Annotated in this window: 14 protein-coding genes and 3 pseudogenes; 5 read left to right on the top strand and 12 right to left on the bottom strand. The window is 58.9% G+C overall.

Going from position 1 to position 20,324, the window contains the following annotated elements:
• Positions 1 to 13 precede the first annotated feature (13 nt).
• The 7 genes and pseudogenes from BDOA9_RS34135 to tnpB form a co-directional block, all read right to left on the bottom strand.
• Positions 14 to 658 carry a hypothetical protein gene (locus tag BDOA9_RS34135; RefSeq protein ID WP_025038443.1) on the bottom strand — a complete coding sequence of 215 codons (645 nt, stop codon included), beginning with the start codon at positions 656 to 658 and terminating at the stop codon, positions 14 to 16.
• Positions 655 to 3,621 carry an N-6 DNA methylase gene (locus BDOA9_RS34130; protein ID WP_244521614.1) on the bottom strand — a complete coding sequence of 989 codons (2,967 nt, stop codon included), beginning with the start codon at positions 3,619 to 3,621 and terminating at the stop codon, positions 655 to 657. Before BDOA9_RS34130 ends, BDOA9_RS34135 begins: the two co-directional genes overlap by 4 nt.
• Before the next feature lie 640 nt (positions 3,622 to 4,261).
• Entirely contained in the window at positions 4,262 to 4,465 is a 204-nt protein-coding gene (locus BDOA9_RS34125) for a DUF2188 domain-containing protein (protein WP_025038441.1), read from the bottom strand.
• Positions 4,466 to 4,876: 411 nt separating this feature from the next.
• A pseudogene (locus BDOA9_RS38405) lies at positions 4,877 to 5,352 on the bottom strand (M24 family metallopeptidase).
• Positions 5,265 to 6,226: pseudogene (locus tag BDOA9_RS39640) on the bottom strand (IS66 family transposase). Before BDOA9_RS39640 ends, BDOA9_RS38405 begins: the two co-directional pseudogenes overlap by 88 nt.
• Positions 6,226 to 6,408 (bottom strand): IS66 family transposase zinc-finger binding domain-containing protein, encoded by a 183-nt coding sequence (locus tag BDOA9_RS40060; RefSeq protein WP_152033721.1) that lies wholly within the window; start codon positions 6,406 to 6,408, stop codon positions 6,226 to 6,228. Before BDOA9_RS40060 ends, BDOA9_RS39640 begins: the two are co-directional and overlap by 1 nt.
• A gap of 305 nt (positions 6,409 to 6,713) precedes the next feature.
• Positions 6,714 to 7,421, bottom strand: a complete 708-nt coding sequence (gene tnpB / locus BDOA9_RS39285; RefSeq protein ID WP_210183859.1) for an IS66 family insertion sequence element accessory protein TnpB — start codon at positions 7,419 to 7,421, stop codon at positions 6,714 to 6,716.
• 1,099 nt (positions 7,422 to 8,520) lie between these two features.
• Here tnpB and trxA point away from each other — a divergent pair.
• A complete protein-coding gene (gene trxA / locus BDOA9_RS34100) occupies positions 8,521 to 8,841 on the top strand; it encodes a thioredoxin (protein ID WP_025038436.1) in 321 nt (106 codons plus the stop codon).
• Positions 8,842 to 10,029: 1,188 nt separating this feature from the next.
• Here trxA and BDOA9_RS34095 read toward each other — a convergent pair.
• Together BDOA9_RS34095 and BDOA9_RS34090 are read right to left on the bottom strand one after the other, a co-directional pair.
• Positions 10,030 to 10,488 (bottom strand): GNAT family N-acetyltransferase, encoded by a 459-nt coding sequence (locus BDOA9_RS34095; protein WP_025038435.1) that lies wholly within the window; start codon positions 10,486 to 10,488, stop codon positions 10,030 to 10,032.
• A 334-nt stretch (positions 10,489 to 10,822) separates the two neighbouring features.
• Positions 10,823 to 11,938 carry an aminotransferase-like domain-containing protein gene (locus BDOA9_RS34090; RefSeq protein WP_042336993.1) on the bottom strand — a complete coding sequence of 372 codons (1,116 nt, stop codon included), beginning with the start codon at positions 11,936 to 11,938 and terminating at the stop codon, positions 10,823 to 10,825.
• An 877-nt stretch (positions 11,939 to 12,815) separates the two neighbouring features.
• Here BDOA9_RS34090 and BDOA9_RS38385 point away from each other — a divergent pair.
• From BDOA9_RS38385 to BDOA9_RS40200, 4 genes and pseudogenes are all read left to right on the top strand, one after another.
• A complete protein-coding gene (locus BDOA9_RS38385; protein ID WP_445291846.1) occupies positions 12,816 to 12,965 on the top strand; it encodes a hypothetical protein in 150 nt (49 codons plus the stop codon).
• Positions 12,966 to 13,566: 601 nt separating this feature from the next.
• Entirely contained in the window at positions 13,567 to 13,635 is a 69-nt protein-coding gene (locus BDOA9_RS40205) for a hypothetical protein (protein ID WP_445291842.1), read from the top strand.
• An 888-nt stretch (positions 13,636 to 14,523) separates the two neighbouring features.
• Positions 14,524 to 15,246 carry an outer membrane protein gene (locus BDOA9_RS34085; RefSeq protein WP_042337120.1) on the top strand — a complete coding sequence of 241 codons (723 nt, stop codon included), beginning with the start codon at positions 14,524 to 14,526 and terminating at the stop codon, positions 15,244 to 15,246.
• 236 nt (positions 15,247 to 15,482) lie between these two features.
• A pseudogene (locus BDOA9_RS40200) lies at positions 15,483 to 15,665 on the top strand (IS3 family transposase); the annotation flags it as partial.
• 434 nt (positions 15,666 to 16,099) lie between these two features.
• Here BDOA9_RS40200 and BDOA9_RS34075 read toward each other — a convergent pair.
• The 3 genes from BDOA9_RS34075 to BDOA9_RS34065 form a co-directional block, all read right to left on the bottom strand.
• On the bottom strand, positions 16,100 to 16,540 hold the full coding sequence (locus tag BDOA9_RS34075; protein ID WP_025038431.1) for a VirK family protein: 441 nt from the start codon (positions 16,538 to 16,540) through the stop codon (positions 16,100 to 16,102).
• Positions 16,541 to 17,353: 813 nt separating this feature from the next.
• Entirely contained in the window at positions 17,354 to 18,811 is a 1,458-nt protein-coding gene (locus BDOA9_RS34070; protein WP_025038430.1) for an NAD-dependent succinate-semialdehyde dehydrogenase, read from the bottom strand.
• Positions 18,812 to 18,953: 142 nt separating this feature from the next.
• Positions 18,954 to 20,324, bottom strand: coding sequence for an acetyl-CoA carboxylase biotin carboxylase subunit (locus tag BDOA9_RS34065; protein ID WP_025038429.1), 1,371 nt, complete (start codon positions 20,322 to 20,324; stop codon positions 18,954 to 18,956).

Below are 20,324 nucleotides of genomic sequence, written 5' to 3'. Positions count from 1 at the left end.
TCGCAAGCTTCCTTTACCGCTTCGACGTCAAAAGGAACGCGTGCTTGAGCTGAATTTTTGGACGGGTCGATCGCGGATGAAGGCTTGACCAGTGCTTGGGGTTCTCTGGATTAAGGTGCTCTGGCACGCGAGCGTTTTTGGTGAGGAAGTCGTTTATCTTCGATACGGCTTCTGTTTGTGTACCTTCCAGAACGTAAGCAGCCATAAAGCCCTTCGAGTGGTTGCCTCCATACTTGCCGGTACAGAAACGATCTACGCCTTCCTTTACGTACTCTCGTACTAAGTTGGCGTCTTCGGCGGCAATTCTTTTACACTCGATGATGGCGTGCGGGTCGTGCAGACCATGCCTCAGGAAGATCTCCAAGTGCATTATGGGAATGTCCGTTCGGCCGTCTGGTTCAAGCGCGGAAGCGGAGCGCGACTCAGTTCCAGGAAGGACTATAAGCGACCTCCGCCAAGGGAGCTTTTCGGACGCGACTCGCATGCCGTCACGCAAGCACTCAGTGATTGCCGTTTCCCTGGCTCGTGGATTCACCTCACGACGCTTCCTGGCAACCTCCCAGCCCAACTCGATCGTCTTGAGGATAGCTTCCGCGATTTCTGGTGCAAGATTGATCGGCGTTCCAATGGACGAAGGAGCCTCGAACGGGATGCTCACGCGGCAGCTCCCTTGAAGCTCTCAACAACAACCGCGTCCGCGTCTTCGAGAGCAGATATCTTCATCCAGTATCTGCGCGCGGCTGGTTTTATGATTACAACCTCTTGTTTCGAATGAACTCGCAGCTCACGCTGACCAATCAACGACGAGGCGATCGGCACGTCCATGCGTGAGCCAATAGACTTCAGCACGTCGGAGAGTCGGCCGTGAGGCTGGATCATCGAGATCGTCGGGTTTTGAGCTGGCTCCTGGAGCACGAACCGGACGACGCGCAGGGGAGAAAGAGCGGGTAGATCGTAGATCTCAGCTTTCATGCTTCGCTTGCCGGAAACGCCGAGCCAGCTGTTGATCACCTCAAGAAACGACTCTGCGTATGGCGCAAGGTCGGCCTTTGTCGTTGCCGAAGCAGAAGCAAATTGCCTTCCTTCGTCCCATTGCCATTCGGCCCTGAGAAGGCCGTCTTGAACGACTGTTCTATCAGCTGCGTCCAAGTGGTACGCGTCGGCGACTAACGCGTCGAGTTCGCTCCAATCAGCATCCGAGATTGTTGACGCCCTCAGGCGCTTCTCGACGCTGAGGATTTTTGATCCGGTTTTGGAAGCCAACAGCGTTGAGAGCGCGGGGATGGGCAGAAGGCCCACGTCCCGCGTCAGCAGACGTCTTTTCCATACGCCAAACTCCGATGCCGTCATCAGGAAGAACCACGCGGCGAACGAAGAGCTTAAAATGACGGACAGGACGCGTGCGGCTTCCTCATATTTTCTTGCGACAGGCGCGCCAAAGTACGCGTCGGTAAAGACGACGTCCTTGTCGGAAACGGCAGTGATCGGTCTCGGGCTCTGATTGAGGAACTCTTTGACGATCAACAGCGGCCCCGAGAACGTCGCCTTATCACGCGGCCACTGGGCTTTCGGCTCGCGGAAAGCTGACAGAGAATCGGGGATTTTGAAGTTTTCCATTTCGTAGTTCTCTAGAAACGGAAGACCGCGCATAGCTGACGCCGAGCGAGTTCTGTTGCTTGGCGTGCCAAGGATCAGCCCGTCGCGCCAGCTCGATCCGATGGACTCGAGCCAGGCACCGAGGGTCGTGCAATCCGACTGTAGGGAGCTGAGGAGCGCGATGTCTCGAAAGCACCCAAAGGCCGCGGCTTTCAGGCGCCGCGGCCTCTTTTCCCACTCTGCGAGCGAGAGTGTTGAGATGTCGCTCGGGGAGATTTCAAACGTCTGCGACTTTTCTCCCGAGGGAGACCATGGAATATTCACAACGGTGAGCTGGTCGGAAGGCTGTTTCCTACACCTCGCCAGCAGCGCGACCGCGGGCATCTTCGCAGTGGGGAACAGCCATCGAATCAAGGGAGCTAGGTTTACGATGGTGGCCGGAGAAAGGCGGCGCACGATATCGAGCGCAGCTGCCGCGCCAGTTTTGCTTGCAGCAAAGAAGGGCATTGCACTCAGAATTATTCCGAAGCGCGTCGTGTCGTGCGCAAAATCCAAAGCTCTGAGCACGAAGTCGAAGCCCTCGCCCCGCGGCTGTCCACTTTTTGCTCCGGCGACCTTTGCCCGCTGAGCGGTTCCCCTCTTTCCTTTAAAAGTCCAAGGGGGATTGCCTACAACCAGGTCAAAGCGACGCCTTTCGCCGTTAAGCAGCAGCGCAGCGCCCTCCGGCGTTGTCTCAATATCTCGCGCATTGCCAATAAAAAGAGTCGAGCCGATAAGAGGCCGGAACTTAAGCGCCTCGGCCGGATGCGGATCCGGATCCAGCTCAAGAGCCGCCAAGTACAGACTGAAAGTCGCGACGCGAATTGCAGCCTCGCTTATGTCTACTCCGAAAACCTGGTCGTAGAGAACGGACCGAATGAGACGCCGGTCTGGCTTTCCTTTGCTTCTGATCGCGACGAGCCTGCGAAACGCTTCGACCAGGAAGACTCCCGATCCGCACGTCAAGTCTACGACGGTTTCATTGCCCGTTGCGCCGTTCATCACCTCGTCCAGAACGAGGGATGCGACGGGAAGTCTGGTGTAGTGAACACCCAACTTTCGGGCGCTGGTGTCGGGGGCCGCGTGAGCCGCGTTGTGTGAGTGAGCAAACTGCTCGTAGATAGAGCTGATCAGCTCAACGGGGATGATATCGAAGCGGTATGGAAATAGCGAATGCTGCCCAGTCCCCGGGTCGATGGCTTCGAGAAAGTCCGCAACCCGAACAAAGTGCTTGTGGCGCAAGCGGCTCATTGGCATCGAGGCTGGAAACATGTCTCCGTTGAATGTTGCGCGGAGCCACGCAAATAGCGCGCGCGAAGACGCCGTGTTGCGTAAGGCGTCAGGCAGCGTGTCTTCGCCGCAATGTCTTTTGAGCTTGCGCTTATCTACAATACCTCGGTCGACTAGATACTGGGTAAATATTGCTCGGCCGATTAGACCTTGAGCGATGCCCCGCTCCAGGTCGTCGGCGACGAGGTCCCGCTCGAGAGCGCTTAGCTCGGAGAGCAGCCTTTGATCGACGGTATTCTTCCGATTGATGGAATCGTTTCGAAGCCAGAATTGGCCGCTCTCCATTGCGAGGCGCCCGGCGAGTTCGTCAAGCGCGGCGAGCTCGCTATCGATGATCTTGAACGTGTGGAGTCGGTTAGCTTCCGCGTCGCCTTGCGCAAGCGGTCGGCCAAAGCCGTTGTAAAGCTCGATTGTGGTCGGACTGATGATCCACAGGAGGGGCGCGAAACCTTCATTCCAGATTTCGCGGCGCCACGAGCTTAGCTCGTCGTCGCCAGGAGGAGATGTAAGATATTTAAAGTAGACGGTGAGTGAGCTGGGTCCTCGCCACAAGGCATCCGGAGCGAATTGACCGCTCCGTCGTTCGAAACGATTCTCGTCGGCAATGCGAACGCCAGGAGCGGGCCTGCCTTGTTCGAGGTAACCGGTGGCTTCGAGGACTTTTCCAAGCGGACTTGCAATCGCCATTACCGTCATTCTTCGCTGCGAACAGCTCCATGAGCCCGGATTGCGGACAACGGAGCCATGCGACGCCATGGCACCATATTAGAACAAATCATGAACAAGGCAAGACTCGCCGGATTCGAGGGTGCAGCAATCATGGTTAATAAAACGTAACTATCTGATTTGCAAAGAAAAAAGCCCCCGATCCTCGGCGTAGGCTTGTCGTGCACATGACGTCGTCAGCTTGTTCAAGCTCGCTTGCAGCTTCATGGAGGCCGGTTCGCATCCATGTGGGCACATCGCCCCACCTAACATGGCACCCGGAGAGCGTGAGCATAGCGACCCGAAGGGGCACGCGGGTCCGGGTGCAGCGAAGAGACCGGTTAACAGCGGCACCCGGGAACGGGGCAGTGATAGCGGTCGCCGAAGGCGAGCCCCTTTCCCGAGTGCCCCCGGCGAGGAGTTCTACGGTCTTGCGCGAGGGATCGAAGCCGGATGGCCAAGACGCGAAGCGGCTAGGTCCACGAGAGCCCGATGCGGCGTAAGCCGCACGCGCGCAAGCGGAAAAAGCCTCCAACCGGGCAGGCTGATCTCCGACGCGCACACTCGTGTGCGTCACACCTGATCTGAAAGCCGAGCCAACGCTCCGTTTTGGGCCAGAAAATGCAAGTCCTCAGAGCTTGCGCCACTTATCGCGGCCGGGACCAATATCACGAACGCGTTCGACATGAATCGTGGCGTCCGGGTCCATCTTCTTGGCTCTATCGATCGCCTCGCGCTGGGTGTCGGCAGCCGCGCTCGCCCGGTCCGCGTTCGGGCGCAATACGTTGTAACGGCCGTCTGCGCGCTGTTCGATAAAAAACTCGTTCTTCGGCATAACTCCCCCTGAATTAAACAGTTCAACCTGAGCGCACAATCATGTGGAAGCAAGTCTTCCCAAGATCAAGGCTCGAATCAAACCCCGTCCGTGAGTCTCCCCTTCCCTCCTACCGATCAGAAGTGAGGGACGCCTCATCCGAGCGGAACGTCTTTGCGGCCAGACTTGCGATCGGAACGAGGCCGATCCGGCATCCGCATGCACGGCCTATCTCGTCGAGCGTTTGTTTGGTGGGATTCGCGCTCCCTTTCGATGTCAGTGACCGACGGGGGTCCACTCGAACAGGCTTGCGAGTTCGATCGGGAGGATGGGCCAGGCACCTGCGCTGCGCCGCGCCGGGTGGCGGCGTTTCTTGGGAGAAGCTGCGGCCAAAGCAGCTGGCCGCCGCGGTGAGCGACACGTCGAGTACCGCTACGCTGAAATTTCGAAGAGCTCGCGCGGCAGCTTGGTGAATGGTTCGCCCCCGGCATCGGTGACGCGGAAGATCTCGCTGATCACATAGCCGACGTCTTCGCCGATCCAGTTTCCAAGCATGAGCTGAAACGTCATGTTCGGTTTCAGGGCGGTCATGTCACCTTCCTTCAGGCTTGCCGTAGGCTCCGTCCAATCGATTCCGGCATAGCCGCAACGCGATTCCTTCTCGAAACCATGCTTTTTCAGCGTTGTGTAGAAAGCTATAGCGACGTCGCTGCAGGTGTTGCTGGTCTTGCCCGCGGCGAGCGCGGCTTCCAAGCCCGCAACCTCTCCGTCATGTAGTCGCCGATGTGATCTGAAGGCTTGCCAATCGACATTGTGCGCATCAGCGGAGAGGTATAGCCGTACCGCATGCCGCTGAATTCCAGATTGATTTGTGAACCCTGCTGGAAGACGTCTTCCGTCCAACGAATGTGACAGGTCGAGGTGCGGGGTGTCGCGCAGAGGTAGAAGCTCGCCAGATCGGTACCTGGGGCGGCTGAGGCAGTAATTGATCGCTTTGGTCGTGTCGTTGTTCCTGGAGAGCGCGCTGCTGGCGCAACCACGCCTCCAGCTCGACGATCAGAGGGCAGCTACGCTCCTGGCCCACTCGCAAACGCTCCTGCGCAGCAAGACCGTTGATCTCGCGCTCGATGGCGACCAGAACGTCGACGCGCTTGACCGCCTCGGCCTCGATCGGCGCCTTGCTGAGCCGCGCGAGATCAAAAAAACTTGCGCCTGCCGTGCGCCCAGCACGCAGCCTCGATGATCGGGCCGCTCTCGCGATTTCCTGGTAAAGCCTGCTAAAACCGGCATAGGCGTCGGTCTGCATCAGTCCAGCATAGCCCGCCAGATGCTGCTCCGGATGCACGCCGCCACGAGCGGGAGAGTACACGGCCGCCGGCGGATCTGGACCGGCAAACGGGCGGTCGTCGCGCACATAGGTCCAGAGCCCGCCGGTCCGGGTCTTGCCCTTGGCCAGGACCGGCACTGTGGTGTCATCCGCATGGATGCGCTCGGCTGCGAAGACGTGCTCCGGATCGCATCGACCAGCGGCATCAGGGTTGCCGCGGAGGCACCTACCCAGTCCGCGAGCGTCGATACGTCGAGGTCGATGCCTTCAGGCTGGTAGACGTCGCTCTGACGATTGAGCGGCAGATGCAGGCCGTACTTGGCGACAGGACATGGGCCAGCAGCTTGGGCCCTGCACGCCCCCGCGCAATCGGATGCGAGGGAGCCGGCGGCTGGGTAGTCGCTTCGCAGGCCCGGCAGACGAGCTTCTCGCGCACGTGCTGGATCACCTTCCACTAGCGCGGAACGAGCTCCAGCGTCTCAGTCACGTCCTCGCCAATCTTGCGCAATCTGTCGCCGCAGCATGGGCAGGGGCCGGCACGGGATAGACAATGCGCTCCGGCGGCAAATGCTCCGGCAGCGGCCGGCGGGCTGGCTTGCGGCCTCGAACGAGGCACCGCTATCTTCTCGGCTGCCATCTGCGCCGCATTCTCCTCCAGGTCGGCGAGCTGTAGCTCGAGCTGGTCCAGCAATGCGGAGGACTGTCCGAACCTGCTCGTGCCGGAGCTTCTTGATCGTGAGCTTGAGCTTCTCGATCAGCAATGTCCCGGCCTGGGCTTCGGCCTCCGCCGCCAACCGGGCCGCTCGCTCGGCGCGCAGCATCGCCTGCAGCGTGGTCACATCGTCGGGAAGAGAATCATCGGCGCTCATCGCCGACCAGAAAATCACAAGATGCGATCTCTGTCCGAACCGCTGATCGTATCACCGATTCAAATCCCAGCGATCAGCCAGCCGCCTGCGGTTGCCAGGTCTGTTGCGGCATCCGCCAGTCGATGCCCTCCAGCGGGTACCCGAGCTGGGCCGGAGTGATTGTCACCACGCCCTCCGCGGACGACGGCCACAGGAAGCGGCCGCGCTCCAGCCGCTTGGCATAGAGCGACATGCCCAGGCCATCGTGCCAAAGGACCTTGATCAGCTTGCCGCTTTTGCCACGGAACACATAGAGGTCGCCGCCGTGCGGGTCTCGCTTGAAAGCTTCCTGCACCAGCAAGGCCAGCGAGTTCATACGCCCGACCCAATCGGGATCACCGTAGGCGTCCATCTGCCAGTGCCGCCACGGCGGCGCCTTCAACGTCGCCGCGTCGACGGTGCCCGTGATCCGCATCCGAGCCCCGGCCACAAACTCGATCTCGATCGACCCGCCGCCGGCCGGCCCGACCGGACCAGGCGTCGATCCCGATTCCGCGACCACCATCGCCGGCACGAAGCTCGTTTGATGGGCGGCATCCTTCGGCTCGGGACGAAACGACCGTCGCCATCGCAGCAGCAACGAGCGCGAAACGCCATATCGCCGCGCCGTCGCCCCGAACCGGCGCGGCGCCTGTAAGCTCAGTACGATCTTGAGCTTCTCATCCTCGGACCAGCGCCGCCGCCGGCCCGTGTCCACCAGCTCGAGCCGTTCGACTTGGGCACTGCGCCTATCACTGTCCATAAGGACAGTTCTCAACAATACGCCTCATTCGGCAAGGCGGCCCTCACCGGGCGGATACGAACGATCGAAACGACTGCGTGGAATTTTGGACGTCCTGGTGCGCCGAGCAGCGAAAAAAGTTCGATCGGAGGTGCGGTGCTGCCGGATCCAAGAATGCTCTTCCTGGGTAGCTTCGGAAGCCGGCTCGCCGACTTTGCAGGCCGCTGCCAGAACGCATGCTTAGCCTTTTGCAGTCAAAAAGGCCCGCCTAGCAAGCCGACGCGAGGAATGTACCAAATATTTGTGGGGAATTTGACGCGAGGCTATTCCGCGTTAATCCACCGGGTGTCCGATGGACGCGCGAGCAAATGTGCGGGGTGGATGGTATTTATGACGTGCCTTGCCTGCACCATGGTGGTAGAGACGAAGACCGGCCTGTTATCGCGCTCGTGCTGGTGCTGATCGTTGGGTGGCGCTCGAGCTCGCGCGCTCGAGAGCGATTGCAGACGTTGCGATCGCATTGCCTGGAGCCGCGGTCATGCCCGTCAAAGCAGGTGACGACTACCGGGATGTGGTCGCTTAGCGCCATCTCGATGGTCCGCAGTGATGCATTACTAATCATTCGGTCGTCGTGTTCGAGCGGTCGACTGGCAATAATTGAAGATCCAAGCCATTTATCGGCGGGGCCCCGTTATCTTATATGCCGTGGATCGTGAGGGGCGTCCTCTCGGTCGCCTTAACTCCACTATAGGCGCGCTGTTCAACGTAGGTACCGGCAGACGTCCGACGAAATGACGGCATTGCGGCGGCATCAAAAGACTTGACGATGGAGTGGCGCATACTGTCAGCAGCTGCTCGAGGCGGCAACCTGACGCAGCGGAAGATTAAATTTCATCTGGATCGATGTAGAGGCCGAGCATGGGCAGATGTTTGGAATGACGCACGGTTTTAAGCGCGAAGATGGCGCGGCCCATGAATGATTGGTGAGTTCAGCGAGTCGGGGACGTAACAAGCAGATCCATTGTCATCGCGTGTCATTGACGTAGCGAGCGGTTGTTCATAGCTAAGCTCCGGCGCGAATCCAAGTTGCGCCGATCGATCAATCGAGTGAGGTACTGCAATGGCAGTTGGAAAGGTTTCGGACACGAACTTCGAAGGCGAAGTGCTCAAGGCTAGCGGCCCGGTGGTCGTCGATTTCTGGGCCGAGTGGTGCGGTCCCTGCCGCATGATCGGTCCCGCGCTCGATGAGCTCGCCGGCGCAATGAGTGGCAAGGTCAAGATCGTGAAGCTAAACGTCGATGAGAGCCCCCAGACTACGTCGAAGTACGGCGTGATGTCGATCCCGACGCTAATCATCTTTAAGGGCGGCGAGATTGCGGCCCGTCACGCCGGCGCGGTACCGAAGGCGGAGCTGCAGCAGTGGATCACTTCCGCGGTGTGATCAAGCACGCGTTCACAAAACGGCCGGCGAAAGCCGGCCGTTTCGATCAGAGGGGGCGAGTGTGCCGGCCTCCGGGCGCGGCGGGATGGCGGGCGCTCTAAAAGACGCCGCTTGCCGGGCAGACAAGCTCATTCCGAACTCTCGACGGCGCCGCGCGTCTCCAGCTTACCATGTCGCGCTCGATGCCGAGAGCTATAGGGCTGGAGTAGACAGTAAAGAATCTCGATCTATGGCTTGCACCCGCCGTAGCGTCCGCCCACAGGCGGACCCAAGTGCGGCCCCCAAATGATCGACGAAAGACCTCCATGGCCGGCACGTAAACCGTTTATGGGGTCTGGATCCAACGAGCAGACATCAGGTCGGCTGAATGCCCCAGCGCACGTTGCCAGGATAGGTGCGCCGGGGCCGCCAGTCATCGCGATGTCTCGACGATGCTTGGTTCTATTAAATTGTCGCCATGGCAAAACTGAGGTCTTAGCTGCCGTAGGCGAAGCAATCCTGTCAGTTCAGGTGCAGCCTCAAACGTACAGAAACGTGGCTCGCACCGCTTGAAGCTGACGTAACGTCACATAGTACATTCCCGATGAACATCAGCGATTTGTGCAAGCCCGGCCGTTGTTCGATTTACAATGCCGCTGGCTAATCGCAAAGCGAAGGAGCGAGCTGAATGCGCTGGGGCTGCGCGTACCTCGCCTCTGGTTAGCGTATGTGGTCGTTTCGGAAACGCAATCGAGCAGTGCGTCAATGCATGACGATCGACGGCTCACCTGGCACCGCATATCGTTGAGTTGGCATCACCACGGATGTACTGGTGGTGCCCGGAGCCCGGCGTGCCTCGCAATATGCGTCGCGCGCCGGGCCTCTCGGATATGTGCGCACCGATCTACGTCAATCGCGCGTCCCCTTCATTGCTTGGAATGTGAGACGGCCTTTCTTTGCAGAGGAGCGACCACGTCAAAGTCACTTGCCACAAGGAAAAGAACTTGGACGATCGAACCGGTAGCCTAGCCCAACCTATCGGCCGCCTGGCCTCGGGGGCATGCCGCCGCCAGAATATCGTGATGGAACCCGCTGATAGCGACTGCGCTCCGGCGCGAGCTCATTTGCGAGGTTGCATCTCTGAAGATGCCGTGGTGAAGGATCTACATTAGCTTATCGATGCGTGCCGCTAGACGAGAGCAAATCGCCTCAGAAAGTAAGAACCACGTTTTGATGAGGGCCGAACGCCGGTACCTGATATTGTCCGTCAACGGTCTCAAAGCCGAATTTCATAACGAGATCCAATGCCCCACCAACCCGCGGATTGGCCCAAAGTGCAATGGCCCCACGTTGCTGCGATCGCAACATAATGGTGCTCAGGAGCGCAGAGCCGATGCCGTGCCGGCGGATGCTTCTGTCCACGGCAAATCCTCTCAACCGCCAGCTTTCCTCGCAGCTCCGGAACGGGCACGGTTCGGGGCCGGCCGAGATAATTCCCACAACGCGCTCGGCTGTATGAGCGATCAGGTGAATGGAAATGTCAGACATGTCAGCCGACGTCAGCTTGAATTCGAATGGGGCGTCAGGGCCTATGTGATCCGGCCGCATCAGTCTGTACCGCAGTGGCACAATTTCGTCCAAGGTGGACTCGCTAATCAAAACATTCATGTCTACTGTCTTCCGTTTTATCCGGCGAAGGCAACCGCATGTGTCATGCAAGGACCTTTAGCCCTTCTTCTTTGAGGCGTGACGGTGTCCGATCGGATAATGAAGTTCGTTGATCGGCTGGGACATTCCACACTCTGAGACCGGCAACGGTCTTCGTGTGACCGGCAAAGGGGTCGTTCCGCAGCCGTGAAAGCATGATGAAGCCATCGGTCTGCATCTAACTCTCTCAACCTCGCCTATCCCGTCGTGCCGGGCACAAGCGCAACTAAGTTCGGCGACTGCCCCGGGTGTGGAACCGCTTACTCGATGGAGGCAATCGGTGTCCTGGTTATCGTTACGTTCGTTCCAGAGCTTGCCTGATGATCGACAAGCCCGTGCGAAGTAGCGAATGATCCGCTGCCGCCCCGAGGCCTATCCGGATCCGAGTATCACCCAAGACAGAACCGACAGCGAATGAGTCGCCGGGGCTGACGGCAACTCCTCGCTGCCTCAGGGCGACGACGAATGCGGCGAGAGTGGTGTCGCGGGGCACTTCTATCCAGAGGTGGTAACTCGATTCGTGAATTGGGACTGGCTTACCGAGGAACTTGTTGGCAATGGTCCGCCGAACTTTTGTTTCGACCCGGACCGACTCTAGGATGTCCGATGCCAAGTGTGTGGTTAACCAACGCGTCGCGATTTCCGCAATGAGAGGTGCAACCATCCAGTTCGTCGTCTTTACTCCAGGCCAGAAGGCCTTCTGAGTCATAGAAGGACTTGGACCAACGACATAAGCAACACGCAGTTGGCATGAAAGCGATTTGCTGAGACCTAAAATGTACCAACTCCGCTCAGGAGCATTTGCAGACAGTGGAGGAGGAGCGTCTTCGCGCAAAACCCCATAAATATCGTCCTCGATGATAACAAGATTGTGCCGGCGAGCAATGCTAGCGATCTCTTGTCGTCTCGACTTGCTCATTGTCGCCGACGTGGGGTTGTGGAGTGTCGGCATGCAGTACAACACGCGCGCCTTGCCTTTGTGTTGCAAACACGCTTGCTCGAGGCTGCCGGGCTCAATCCCGTCCGCATCCAGCGGGACCCCTTGCAAGGTGACATGAAGTAGCTGGGAAAGCGGCTTGATCGCCGGGTAAGTGAGCGCCTCAGTTAGCAGAACGCCACCTGGTTCCAGGTAGTGCGCCATTAGCATGACTAGAACGCTTTGCGTTCCGTTGGCGATTACGATCCGGTCCGGATCAAGCTTCAGGTCAAACCGGCGTGCCAGCCAACTGGCGCCAGCTTCACGGTCTTTTATAGAGCCAGAGAAGCGAGGAAAGCGGACGCGATCCGCGGCATTCACTCTTGAAAGGTAAAAAAACGAATCGCGCAGGGCATCTTGGACCAGCGGACTAGGAGGCGGGAAATTGCGCCCAAGCTCGATGAGCTCAGCAGCTCCCTCTTTATGCTCTTTCATGTGAAGACTTTCATCCCTTGAGCGACACCGGCAGTACCAGCATCCTCTCGCGAAATTCGGCAGAAACGTCAGTTAAGACGCTTCCGCGCGGGAAAGGTTATACGACCTACGCGGCGTGTGCGTGAGTCTCTTGATGAGCCACACGAGGCTCGGCGATGCTTCAAGAAATTCAGTGATCTCCGGTGAGGGCAGACCTATCTGAACTTGCCATGCGCATCTTCTTTTACGCGACCCGCGTCATTGCCGTCAGCAGCACTATTCGCGAAATTGACTCTCAAGGAAATTACCAACCATGGTAGGTCTTTCGGATCGTGTCGGGGTGGCTGCCAAGCAGCTCGTTCCTCAGCGGCATGCTGGTCTATGGCTGGGAAGTGAAAGACTTCCGCGTGTTCGCGCAATGTTGGGCGATATTGGATCGCTGTCCGCCGTATCAGCTGCAGCAATCGCGCACATAGTCTTGCCTGCTCGGCGCAGTTAGCGGTTTTTGCGACCGAGAGCGTCATTCGGTAGTCGGGAGTGATCGGTCGCTCTCGGTACCTCATCCTCTGCGATGATCTCTTCGTTAAGCTCTTCCTACCGTTCCATCGCCCTGGGTCGCCGCGGCGCCTCGGCCTTTCGCCGCAACGGTTGCCGACGCCGATGCCGCGGTCGCACAGGTGCAATGATCGACCGGCCAAGTCTGGCGAGCGGCTGCCAAGCGAGGACGGCAGGACGGTCTGTTCGCGGTCCACCGGCTCCACACTCGGTTGGCCCGAGCACCCAGCGACCTGGAGCTGCTCCGGATGAACGCAGATAAGCTGAAGAGGCACAGCGAACGCGATCCTGGTGTCTCGCTCGCCGCATGCTTTCGTCTCCTGTTGCCGGGGCGACTATAACGATGCTCGGCCGCACCCAGCTCGGATGGAAGACGCCATCCGAGTTCGCCGCCACCTGCACTCCGCGTCGGGATCTGGCGCTGCGCTATGTGGAAGGCTCCGCCCCCGCTGCCGGAACCGGCGCGGCGAACTCAAAACTGGATAAAATTTGATGTGGTGGAATGGGCCGCCCCAACAGCATCGAAGTGCTAGAACGTGGTCGTTGTTCGAACAAAGCGTGGACCGTTCCGTGAAACAGGTTATCACCATCGGGCTGGATCTGGCCAAGCACGTTTTCAGGTTCAGGGGACGGATGCCGAGGCCATCAGCGAAGCGGTGACCCATGCGTTGCCGATTGAGACGACCCAACAACGGGCTGCCGCGATGGTGCTGAAGACCCGCGCTCTTCCAGTGCGGCAGCGAACGCAGTCGGTCAACGGGTTGCGCGCGCACCTAGCCGAGTTGGGTATCATCGGCACCGCCAGCGTAGAGCAAAGGTTGAGGCGCCGGTCGCAATCGTGCGGAATGAGAATGATGCTCGCTTACCCGCAGAGGTGCGCTTCGTGCTCATGGCTATTGCCGACGGGATTAAAGCTTCAGCTGACAAGATCGAGAGGCTCGCGCGCGTAATCGTCGTGGAGGCCAAGCACGACGAGGACATGCATCGGTTGACCACGATCCCAGCCGGTGCCATTACGGCGGCGACCATCAAGGCGCTTGTCGGATCCTGGCGGGTTCAAGTCCGCTCGCCACTTTGCCGCACGGCTCGGATCAATGCCGGGATTTCATTCAAGCGGAGGCAAAGAGCGGCTGGGACGAATATCGAAGATGGGAAATCCGTAACTCCGCTCTCTCCTCGTTGTCGGGGCAACGGGCGACTTACAGCGTCTCCGAAACGACGCTCGGACGCGGCCGTGGCTGAAGGCGCGTCTCGCCAGACGGCCCTTCAAGGTTGTTGCCATCGCGCCGGCCAATAAGAGGCGCGGATTACCTGGGAGCTCCTGAACAAGGGTGGAATTTATCGGCGTCCTGGCCCAATGGCGAGCTCAAGGGCTGAAAAGCGTTGTCGAGCGCAATCCGCCGCGCCTTCAGTCCGCTGCGGCTGACCTGCCAATGAATTTTCGTCGAGCGGCGGTCTCGGGATCTTCCACGCCAAGTGGCGCGGCTGGAGCAACAGACAATCGGCGGAGCAGGTCGGCGTTGCGTGGCCGACCGCCCGTTGCGGTGGATTGGCGGCGGTGAGGCGAGGCCGCCGGAGACTGTAGTCGGTGACCGATCGGTAACTTTAGTTTGAGCATCGTCCCGCGCTAGGCGCGGGCCTCATCCCATGCGCGCTGAATTCGCAGCACGATTGCCGAGCGGAGTTTTCAGAGAGCATATGCAGCGGCGGAAGTGAGCGAGTGAACTTGATCAATTCAAAGGGCAATCATGCAAAGACCTTCATCTCAATGCGTGCACGATCCAGTAGCGCGTGTCGCCTCGCGAGCCAGGGTGTCAACTGAATCAGCTCGCCTGTCGCCGAGCCAGCCAGCCAAGACGCAACTCCTCTAAGAGGGCTGTACAAAGTCCAGTCTGCCAAACTCATGCTGCGCACTTCAAATTTAACGCTAGGTTCGATTCGAAGAAAAATCGCAAAAAGGCTGTTGCAGCTCCGTAACAGCATTTCTCGCAACAAATGGTAAGCAAGGTTTCGTTGGAGGAGCGAGAACACGGAAGCCGCACGACATGAAAATGAGTAAAATGCTGAGCGCGGGCGTTATCGTTGTTTGGATTCTGCCACCCGCATTTGGCAGTGACTTCGCTCGGCAACAAATCTACAGCGCTCTTCCGCCGACCGAGATTGCTGCCGCCTACCACGATTGGAGCGGCTTCTACGCCGGCGTAAATCATGGTTGGGGATCCAGTCAAAACTCTTGGTATCTAAACGGCACCACGCCCGAAGGCTCGCACGACGCAAGCGGAGGCACTTTGGGAGCGCAGATCGGTCGCCGGTGGCAAGCTGCGAGAACTGTTTTCGGAGTGGAAGCCCGAGCCAATTGGTCGGATTTTAAAGGCTCCAATAACAGCGAATGGTCAAACAGTAAGAATCAAACCGCGCTGAGCAAGTTTGGATTGCTAACTGGTCAACTTGGATATGCCTTTGGTGAAGCGCTGCTATATGCCACCGCCGGCGCTGCGGTGGCGAGTACCTCTTATAAGATCTACTCGGATGTGACAGGGCAGCAGCTTGCGACGGCGGATATCGTCCGCTGGGGTCTCGCTGTTGGAGGGGGAGTTGATGTCAAGCTCGCAACGAACTGGTTCTTAGGAGTGGAGTACAATCATCTCTTCATGCCTGACAACGATGTGGACTTCTCCAACTCGTTCGGGAAAGAGCGAATCCATCAGGGCATTGATCTGGTCGCGGCGCGGCTTAATTATAAGTTTGGTGATCCAATGGCTGCCCACAAATAAGCTGCCTCGTCTCCGCGGCGATCTAGAGAACTCCGCTGGGAGAAACAGAAGAAATCTCATCATGCAGCTTTGGTCGGTGGCCTGAATCAGTCACCACAAACCTGTGAAAGAGTCCAGACGGTGCCAAGGATGAGCTTTGATCGTGTTCAGTCTCCCCAGCATCTTCTCTGAACGCCCGCGTCCGCGACCGCGCTGAGTTTCAAACCGTTTGAGGCTTCGCGCGGTCCCAATTGTGCGGCATAGATGTCTCCGAGACCAAGCGACTGAGGGCCCTGGAGGAAGAGAACGCGAAGCTGAAGAAGCTTTTGGCCGAGCAGGTGCTCGATGCGGTTGCCCTTCGCGAGCTACTTTCAAAAAGTGGTAGGGGGCGGGCCTGCTCGGTCGTCGGCGCGGATCGGAAGATGACCCGTTATCGCTCCGCCGTCCTTCGGACGCGGCTCAGCGTGTCCGACGATGACACCGAGTTCACCTTGCAGCGCGATGCTCGCCTGTTACAAGGACAGTGTCATCGATTGGACTTTCTCGCACCGGGAACGCCGACGCAGAGTAAGCATCCGGTGAGGCTTTCAATTACCCACATCGTGGACGGGCCCTGATTGAGAGACAGAAGGCGATGTCGTTGAGACGTGTTAGGCCTCGCCACACCACCATGTTTGCGGCGGCGGATCGTGGTTGCGCCCTGGATAGCCGCCGAGGATGGCAATCTGGAGCAGGCGGCGAGGGTCTTGCGCAAGATGCGCGGCGTGGCCAGCGTCGCGTGGATGGCATCTAGCGAGTTTCGCTTGGGGTGAGGATGCGATCGCTCGTGATGGCTGAATGATCGCCTCTTCCGAGCCCCCTCTTCTCCGTGCCTTTACCAGATGAACTTTGCGCCATCCGGCAGTTCGCAGATGAATTCGCCCTGGTTCACAAGCTCGGTCGTTCCGACAACAAGCTTCGAGGCTCGCACCGTAAGTCGGCCTTCGCGGCTTAGGCTGTGCCGGATGTATTCGGTCACGGCATGCCCCGAGCTGTCGATGGTTTGGTGAGCATTGGCGAAGCTGATTCCGTTCTGGTCTGTCACCCTGAATGCACTGATAGCCAGACCGGCCTGCGTCGCCGATACGGGCTTGCCATGTTCCGCGGGGTTGCAGCGGCTCATGTCCAGAATGAGCTTCACATTCTTTCCCGACTGCAGGGCATTGAGCACCTCCGTGTATTTCGGTGAGGGCTCATTGGCCCTCGCCAGCGCGCTAACGCTTGCGGCCCAAAGCAAGGACAACAGGATCGTTAGCCGCTTGCTGGTAGTCTTCATATGCTCTTCTCCCTCGGAAAGTGACCACTGCTTACGTTAAGATGTCGTGCTCGCAACTTGTTTGGCCCAAATCCAGCAAGCGCGCTCGCGCGTATACAAAACAGAGTGCCGCAATCAGGCGCAAGTAGGTGTGACCCTAAAACCGACGTCACAACCTTGTAGGTCAGGTTTTCTGGGAGGGCTTCGACTCCCGGGCGTCTACTAGAACGCTTCGCTTAATTGTCGGTAGTTTGGATCACAAAATGGCAAGCGGTCGCGCTCGTCTACTGCAGGCCTAATAACAGAGAAGGTGCAGCCGTCACATCTGCACAAGCAGACGGTCTACGAGGAATCACTCGATCAGCCGCATGCTTTTGCTTGTCCATCTGAGTCTGCAAGGACTGGCCGCTTGGCAGGCTGTTGAAGAAGCCTCTGGCGGGATAGAATTGGACGTAATTCTCTGAGTGATCGAATCGGGAGGCCGGGATGTGAGCATCGGACGTGCGGTCTGGATCTCCGTTCAGTTGCGAGGCCTTGGAGCGCGGGTTTGTCCGGGTGATCCCCTACGGACAATCCGGGAGGTCTCACGCATCCATTCCAGCTTTCGATTAGACTGGGTCGATCGTTCCACGAAATGATAGCAGAAGGCCGCCGCCCTGCCTGACAATTCTGCGCGGCGCCTCCGAGGCGGCTCACTACATGGCCTTCCGCGTGCTCATTGTGATCTGTGTCGGGCGGCGATTTGGAGGCTCAAGCAGGAGTGATCACTGAAATCCTGATCTCGTGGTCGGACTGGATGTGTTGGACATTCGAAAAGTAGAATTTGCTTCGAGTTTAGTTGAGGCCGCCGATGTGGAAGCTCTTCATCTCCAGGTATTCTTCGATTCCAACTTGCGCCCCCTCACGACCGAGGCCGGACTGCTTTATCCCGCCGAAGGGTGCGACTTCCGTCGAGATAAGCCCCGTGTTCAGGCCGACCATGCCGAATTCGAGTGCCTCGCCGACACGCCAAGCGCGCTTCAAGCTCTCGGTGTAAAAGTAGGCGGCCAACCCGAAAGGCGTCCCATTGGCGATGGCGGTCGCCTCCTCCTCCTTTTCGAAACGGAAGAGCGGGGCCACGGGGCCGAAAGTTTCCTCACTTGCGAGCTGCATCTGGACGGTTGCACCGGTCAAGACGACAGGAGCAACATATTGTTTGCCCGGGGGAAGTACGTGCGGCTGAGAGACAATCTTCGCGCCCTTCGCGAGCGCATCCTCAAGATGCCGTTTGATTTTGACCACCGCCGCTTCGTTTATCATTGGGCCGACCGAGACACCAGGCTGCGTGCCGTCACCCACTTTCATCAAATTTACGCGGGCGCTCAGCTTTTCCGCGAACGCATCATAGATGCCGGCCTGCACCAGAATGCGGTTCGCGCACACGCAGGTCTGACCGCCATTGCGAAACTTAGACACAATAGCCCCCTCAACCGCTGCGTCGAGATCAGCGTCATCGAATACGATGAACGGCGCATTGCCGCCGAGCTCGAGCGAAAGCCGCTTCACACTGTCGGCTGCACCGCGCATTAGCAGGGATCCTACGCGGGTCGATCCGGTGAACGAGATCTTTCGAACCGTCTCGTTCTGCATCAGCTCATTGCCAATTTCGGTTGGCATGCCTGTAACGATGTTGATGACGCCAGCGGGTATGCCGGCGTGCTCTGCCAATACACCAAGCGCGAGAGCGGAGAAGGGCGTGAATTCCGACGGCTTGATCACGACCGTACAGCCTGCCGCCAGCGCCGGGGCGACCTTTCTCGTGATCATGGCGTTCGGAAAATTCCACGGCGTGATAATGCCGCAAACCCCGACCGGCTCCTTGAGCACGACAATGCGGCGATCAGGTGTGGGAGAGGGAATTGTATAACCTCCAACGCGCCGCGCCTCCTCGGCGAACCATTTTACGAAGGACGCGCCGTAGCGGATTTCGCCACGCGCTTCATCGAGCGGCTTGCCCTGCTCCAGCGTGAGAAGCCGTGCGAGGTCCTCCAGAGTTTCAATCATGAGCCTGTGCCAGGATTCCAGCAGCGCCGCGCGTTCGGCATGGGTTTTTCTCTTCCAGGGACCAAAGGCTCGTTCGGCGGCCTCGATCGCAGAGCGCGTTTCAGCGCGCCCCATATCCGGGACAGAACCAATGACCTCACCAGTGGCCGGATTGACCACCGCAACCGTACTTCCGCCAGCTGCGCTGATCCACTTTCCGTCGATCAGACCCGCCTGGACTAGAAGATTGCCAAAGGTTGCGTGCTTCATATCGATAACTCCGATCATTTATTTGCGGCCGCATCTAGCTCGGCCAAGATGAATAGGCCGCTGGATGACGCCGGTGGCCTGATCTGTCGCTGTTCCTAGGTAGATCCGAGACGCAAGCTGCAAGGGCCTGCCTTCGAACGCTCTATGCTCGGCTCGCCTCTCGCGCCCGCGCTGCCATCCAGCTCTCCAACCACGCCGTGTGAAAGAGTCCCTTCCCCACCTCGGCGTCCTCGGCGAGAGCAAGATGCAGCGGCGCCGTTGTGTGGATCCCCTCCACTGTCAAGCCGTTCAGCGCATTCTCCAGGGCGGCAATTGCTGCAGAACGATCCGGTGCCCAAACGATGAGCTTACCGACAAGAGAATCGTAATAGGGTTGTACCCGATAGCCTTCGAACAATAGCGTATCGAAGCGGATGTTTTCACCCTCAGGCGCACGATACGATGCCACCAAACCGGGAGACGGCATGAACATCTTGGCCGGGTTTTCGGCGTTGATACGCACCTCAATCGCGTGCCCGGTTTGGGTGATGTCACCTTGTGTGAACCACAACCGCTCGCCTCCGGCGATTCTGAGCTGGGCCTGTACAAGATCAATTCCCGTAATTGCCTCCGTTATCGGATGTTCCACCTGGATCCGGGTGTTCATTTCGATGAAGAAGAATTCCTCAGTCTTGCTGTCATAGAGGTATTCGAGCGTACCGGCATTGCGGTAGTTCACTCGCCTTGCGAGCGCAACAGCTGACGCACAAAGGGCGTCGCGGACCGCCTTCGACAGCATCGCCGCAGGTGCCTCCTCCCACACCTTCTGGCGCTTGCGCTGAAGGGAGCATTCCCGCTCGAACAGATGCACGACATCCGTGCCGTCCCCCAGCACCTGGACCTCGATATGGCGCGCGTTTTGGATGTACCGCTCCATGTACAAGCCGTCATCGCCGAAGGAAGCGCGAGCCTCCGCCATGGCCTGCGGCACCAGCGTTTCCAAGCTTGCCTCGTTCTCGACGATACGGATGCCGCGGCCGCCTCCGCCGGCGCTGGCTTTGATCATGACGGGATAGCCTATGCGCGCGGCCTGCCGGCGCGCATCGTCGAGGTCAGCGACGCGGCCCTCGCTGCCTGGGACGACAGGCACGCCCGCTGCCACTGCCTCGGCGCGTGCCATTGCCTTATCGCCCATCTTCGCAATCGTACCCGCGTCCGGACCTACAAAGGTGATCCCTGCCGCCTCTACGGCAGAAACGAACCGCGGGTTCTCGGAGAGAAAGCCATAGCCCGGATGGACGGCGTCGGCGCCGCTTGCCTTGATAGCCTGGACGATCGCCTCCACGTTCAGATAAGACTTCGCGGCTTGCGCTGGCCCGATTACGACCATCTCATCAGCAAGCCGGCAGGCAAGTGAGTCCGTGTCGGCCTCGCTGGCGGCCTGAATTGTCCGGATCCCCAAGGCCTTTGCCGCCTTGTTGATTCGAACGGCGATTTCGCCGCGATTGGCAATGAACAGTGACTTGATAGCCAT

This window comes from Bradyrhizobium sp. DOA9 (assembly GCF_000617845.2).
Lineage (GTDB): Bacteria > Pseudomonadota > Alphaproteobacteria > Rhizobiales > Xanthobacteraceae > Bradyrhizobium.
Note: the sequence above shows the minus strand (reverse complement) of the source record. Positions and strands in the feature narration are given on the sequence as shown.

Bases quoted from the DNA above. Each gene is read 5' to 3' on its own strand.
- BDOA9_RS34130 (WP_244521614.1), bottom strand. From the start codon at position 3,621: ATGACGGTAATGGCGATTGCAAGTCCGCTTGGAAAAGTCCTCGAAGCC.
- BDOA9_RS34125 (WP_025038441.1), bottom strand. From the start codon at position 4,465: ATGCCGAAGAACGAGTTTTTTATCGAACAGCGCGCAGACGGCCGTTAC.
- BDOA9_RS40060 (WP_152033721.1), bottom strand. From the start codon at position 6,408: ATGGCAGCCGAGAAGATAGCGGTGCCTCGTTCGAGGCCGCAAGCCAGC.
- tnpB (WP_210183859.1), bottom strand. From the start codon at position 7,421: ATGGACAGTGATAGGCGCAGTGCCCAAGTCGAACGGCTCGAGCTGGTG.
- trxA (WP_025038436.1), top strand. From the start codon at position 8,521: ATGGCAGTTGGAAAGGTTTCGGACACGAACTTCGAAGGCGAAGTGCTC.
- BDOA9_RS34095 (WP_025038435.1), bottom strand. From the start codon at position 10,488: ATGAATGTTTTGATTAGCGAGTCCACCTTGGACGAAATTGTGCCACTG.
- BDOA9_RS34090 (WP_042336993.1), bottom strand. From the start codon at position 11,938: ATGAAAGAGCATAAAGAGGGAGCTGCTGAGCTCATCGAGCTTGGGCGC.
- BDOA9_RS38385 (WP_445291846.1), top strand. From the start codon at position 12,816: ATGCTCGGCCGCACCCAGCTCGGATGGAAGACGCCATCCGAGTTCGCC.
- BDOA9_RS34085 (WP_042337120.1), top strand. From the start codon at position 14,524: ATGAGTAAAATGCTGAGCGCGGGCGTTATCGTTGTTTGGATTCTGCCA.
- BDOA9_RS34075 (WP_025038431.1), bottom strand. From the start codon at position 16,540: ATGAAGACTACCAGCAAGCGGCTAACGATCCTGTTGTCCTTGCTTTGG.
- BDOA9_RS34070 (WP_025038430.1), bottom strand. From the start codon at position 18,811: ATGAAGCACGCAACCTTTGGCAATCTTCTAGTCCAGGCGGGTCTGATC.
- BDOA9_RS34065 (WP_025038429.1), bottom strand. From the start codon at position 20,324: ATGGCTATCAAGTCACTGTTCATTGCCAATCGCGGCGAAATCGCCGTT.